Annotated in this window: 3 protein-coding genes; all 3 read right to left on the reverse strand. The window is 44.0% G+C overall.

Annotated features, from left to right (window positions below; all coding sequences use genetic code 11):
• Positions 1–147: 147 nt before the first annotated feature.
• Complete coding sequence (locus tag ACJAZP_RS19885) at positions 148–1617, reverse strand: NarK family nitrate/nitrite MFS transporter (protein WP_415232478.1); 1470 nt, start codon at positions 1615–1617, stop codon at positions 148–150.
• Positions 1618–1694: 77 nt separating this feature from the next.
• Positions 1695–2027: a nitrite reductase small subunit NirD gene (nirD, locus tag ACJAZP_RS19890; protein ID WP_415232479.1), complete on the reverse strand. Its 333-nt coding sequence runs from the start codon at positions 2025–2027 to the stop codon at positions 1695–1697.
• 10 nt (positions 2028–2037) lie between these two features.
• Positions 2038–4524: nitrite reductase large subunit NirB (gene nirB, locus ACJAZP_RS19895; RefSeq protein ID WP_415232480.1), on the reverse strand; the 2487-nt coding region annotated here is incomplete at its 5' end.

Below are 4524 nucleotides of genomic sequence, written 5' to 3' on the forward strand. Positions count from 1 at the left end.
TTGACTTCTCTTTTACCCGTTTCAGAGCTTCCCCCTACAATCAGTTCCAGTAAGTCATTAGGTTGCTTGGCAGGGATATTCAAATTCATTCTTTCCTTAGACAGGGTAGTGGAAGCGGGCGTTAATATAATTAACACCCGCCGTTTTTTAGTGACTAACATCAATCATAGTAACACTGCCATCAGGATTGAGCTCGGCCATTTGTCCCTTAGGCTCGCTCATCAGAGATAAGGTCACCAAACCACAAAATGCAGTCACGGCAATCACGTAGAAAAAAGTTTGGTAATCAACAAATGAAAGTATAGTTAAGTAAACCACCGCACCGACATTACCGTAAGCCCCTGTCATACCGGCAATCTGTCCGGTCATTCTGCGTTTAATCAGCGGCACTGTGGCAAATACTGCACCTTCACCCGCTTGTACGAAAAATGAACATAACATCGCTGCTGCAACCGCAATCCAGAGCGTCCAGCCGCTGGTAATTTGCGCCATTAACAGATATCCCAAGGCAAGTCCTGCGGTAAGAATAACTAAGGTTATTTTACGCCCGCATTTATCAGAAATCCAACCACCACCAGGGCGTGAAACTAAGTTCATAAATGCATAAGCCGATGCGACCATACCCGCCATTACCGGGGTTAATTCAAAGGTTTCAGAAAAAAACAGGGGTAGCATTGAAATCACTGCGAGCTCAGAGCCAAAGGTTGCAAAATAAAGAATATTTAAGACGGCAACCTGTTTGAATTTATACTGATGAATTTCTGCGACCGGTGTAGTGAAAATTGATTTATTGACCTTCCAAACCTGTGACCATTCGTAAATATACAGCGCAATCAGTACGCTATAAATAGCATAGGTCACTTCAGCGGAAATCATCGCAATATTGCTCGGCGATAATTTCCATGCAAGCAACGCAAGGGCTGCATACATTGGGATTTTCATTATTAATAACAGGAAAAAATCGCCCTTAGAGGTCACTTCCATCGCGGTTAAATTTGCAGGTTTAAAATAGGTAGAGCCTTTTGGTGTGTCGCTAACATTGGCATAAAATACAAAGGCAAAAAATAAACTCATAAGACCTGTGATAGCCGTTGCATAGCGCCATCCGTCTTCACCGCCAAACAATAATGCAATTGTTGGTAAGCTAAAGGCTGCAGCTGCACTGCCGAAGTTACCCCAACCGCCGTAGATCCCCTCGGCGGTGCCAAGTTCGTTATGTGGAAACCATTCCGAAACCAGACGTATACCGATCACAAAACCAGCACCGATAAAACCCAGCATAAAACGTGCGATCGCCGCTTCTAAAAATGTTTCTGAAAAAGCAAACATAAAACAAGGGATAGAACAAACCGCCAGTAGTGCTGAATAAACGACTCTCGGTCCGTATTTGTCGGTTAATGAACCGACAATAACCCGGGCAGGTATGGTCAAGGCGACGTTAAGAATTAATAAGGTTTTTATCTCTTCGGTGCTTAAACCCAAAGATTCCTTTACCGCGAGCAGCAGGGGGGCGAAGTTAAACCAGACCACAAATGTAATAAAAAAGGCCATCCAGCTTAAATGCAGGATTTTCATCTTCCCGGCAAATGAGAATATATTAAACGATGTTTTATCCATGATTCTTTCCTTTAAAAATTTTTTGTGCTCTATCTGCTAAGCAGTATAGAGCACGGTTAAGAGCTATAAGTTAACGATTAACTTGTCGCTTGCAGTTGCACCTGATCGGCTTCAATACGCACTAAATAGGTTTGTAATGCGTGCTCGGGTGAATCCAGGCAAACGCCGGTTTTTAAATTAAAGCGCTGTTTATACAAAGGCGATGCAACATAAGTTTCCCCCTCTGCTGAACCTATTATTCCGCGTGAGATCACATTCGCTTGTGAGAATGGATCAAAGTTGGAAACTGCATATAAATCCTGATTACGTTTACAGAAAAAAATCGCGACTTGCTGATCTTCAAATTGGGCACAAATGCCACTGTTAGGAGCAAGATCTTCATATTTACAAATGTTAAACCACTGACTCATAACCTTCCCCTTATTCCGTTAATTCTACGATTTGGATTGTTTGTGGATTGACTTTTTGGGCGGGGATACGCTGCTCGCGCTCCAGCTCAAATGCCAACTTATTATCTGTATCATCACTATTGATAAAATGTTTGAAACGTTTAAGTTTCGCTGGATTTTTCAGCGTAGTTTTCCATTCACATTGATAGTTTTTAATGTTGTTTTCCATCTCCAGCTCAAGTTCATCGGCGAGATTAAGCTTGTCTTCAATCACCACTTCTCTTAAATAATCTAATCCACCTTCCAGGTTTTCCAGCCAAACTGAAGTACGTTGCAGGCGATCTGCCGTGCGGATATAAAACATTAACAAGCGATCTGTGTATTTTATAAGGGTTGCTGTATCCAAGCCCGTGGCAAATAAATCTCCGTGACGGGGGCGCATACCCCCATTACCACAAACATACATATTCCAGCCATTCTCCGTGGCAATAATGCCAATATCTTTGGTCTGGGCTTCGGCACACTCGCGGGTACAACCGGATACGCCAAATTTTATTTTATGCGGGGAACGCAGACCTTTATAACGATTTTCAACCCTGATGGCTAAGGCCATGCTGTCGTCAACTCCAAAACGACACCAGGTACTGCCGACGCAAGATTTGACCGTGCGCAAAGATTTTCCGTAGGCGTGGCCTGTTTCAAAACCGGCATCGATTAATTGCTGCCAAATAACCGGTAATTCGTGTAACTGCGCGCCAAACAGATCTATCCGCTGACCACCGGTGATCTTGGTGTAGAGATCAAATTCCTTGGCGACTTCACCGAGTACGATCAGTTTATCCGGGGTGATTTCACCCCCTGCGATACGCGGCACAACCGAGTAGGTGCCGTCTTTTTGAATATTACCAAGGTAGAGATCGTTACTGTCCTGTAACTCAATATGCGTATCTTCCAACACATATTCATTCCAGTAAGAGGCTAAAATAGAACCCACAGTAGGTTTACAAATTTCACAGCCTAAACCCGTGCCGCAATGTTCCAGTAAGTGATCAAAAGTAGTGATTTTTTTAACCCGAATAATGTCCGTGAGTGCTTGTCTTGAATAGGCAAAATGCTCACAAAGGTCGTTATTGACTTCAAAACCTAAGCTCGCTAGTTCACTGTCCAAAACTTGTTTAGTCAGTGCGCTACAACCACCACAGCCCGTTGATGCTTTGGTTTGTGTTTTGATATCTCCCATAGTGCAACAACCCGCTGCCACCGCACTTTTAATATCGCCTTTAGTGACATCAAAACATGAACAGATAGCGGCTGTGTCGGGCAGAGCTTCGACCCCTAAGCCGCTCGCTTGTTCATCACCCGTGCTGGGTAAAATCAACACCGCAGGGTTTTCCGGCAGGGTCATATCATTGAGTAATAGTTGTAATAATGTTCCGTAAGCCTCTGCATCTCCGACTAAAACCGCTCCGACGATTTTTTTGCCGTCTTCAGAGACGATCAAACGTTTATAGACCTGTTCAATTTCATCGTGGTAGGTGTAAGACTGCGCGCCGGGTGTCTGACCGTGTACTTCACCAATACTGGCAACATCAATCCCTAATAATTTGAGTTTGGTGCTCATATCAGCCCCGGTAAAGGCAAGAGATTCACCTTTGATATGGGCTGCAGCAACTTTTGCCATTTGGTAGCCGGGTGCGACTAAACCAAAAATTTTGTTATCCCATAATGCGCATTCACCAATAGCATAAACATTATCAACATTAGTCTGACACTGGTTATTGATAGCAATACCGCCGCGCTCTCCAATCTTTAAATCAAACTGGCGAGCTAGTTCATCCTGAGGGCGAATACCCGCAGAGAAAACGATTGTATCTGTTTCTAAGAAGCTGCCATCGGCAAAGTTCATGCGGTAGCGGCAGTTATCACCATCGACAATTTCAGTGGTCGCTTTTTCGGTGTGTACTTGTACCCCTAATGCTTCTATTTTACGGCGCAGTAATTGACCACCGCCGTCATCTAACTGCACGGCCATTAAGCGTGGTGCAAATTCCACCACGTGGGTTTCTAAACCGAGATTGACCAGTGCATTAGCCGCTTCAAGACCTAATAAACCGCCACCCACAACAACACCCACTTTACTGCTTTCGCCAGAGGTGGTTATTGCTTCTAAATCATCAATAGTACGGTACACATGACAATGTTCTTTATCATTGCCTGCGATCGGGGGGACAAAAGGAAATGACCCCGTTGCCAGCACTAATTTATCGTAGGATTCAACACGGCCGCTGTTTGTGACCACCTGATTATTGGCGGTATCGAGTTTGATAACCTTATCGTTAAGCACAAATTTAATACCGTTTTCCTGATAGTAAGTCGCATCGGTCAGGGCTAAATCATCGGCTGTTTTACCGGAGAAAAAGCCGCTTAGTTGAACGCGATCATAGGCTAGACGGGATTCTTCTGAAAAAGTAATGATCTCGTAGTCAACACTTTCATCAGCTATCAGGGTATCGATAAA

The organism is Psychromonas sp. (genome assembly GCF_047632955.1).
GTDB lineage: Bacteria > Pseudomonadota > Gammaproteobacteria > Enterobacterales > Psychromonadaceae > Psychromonas.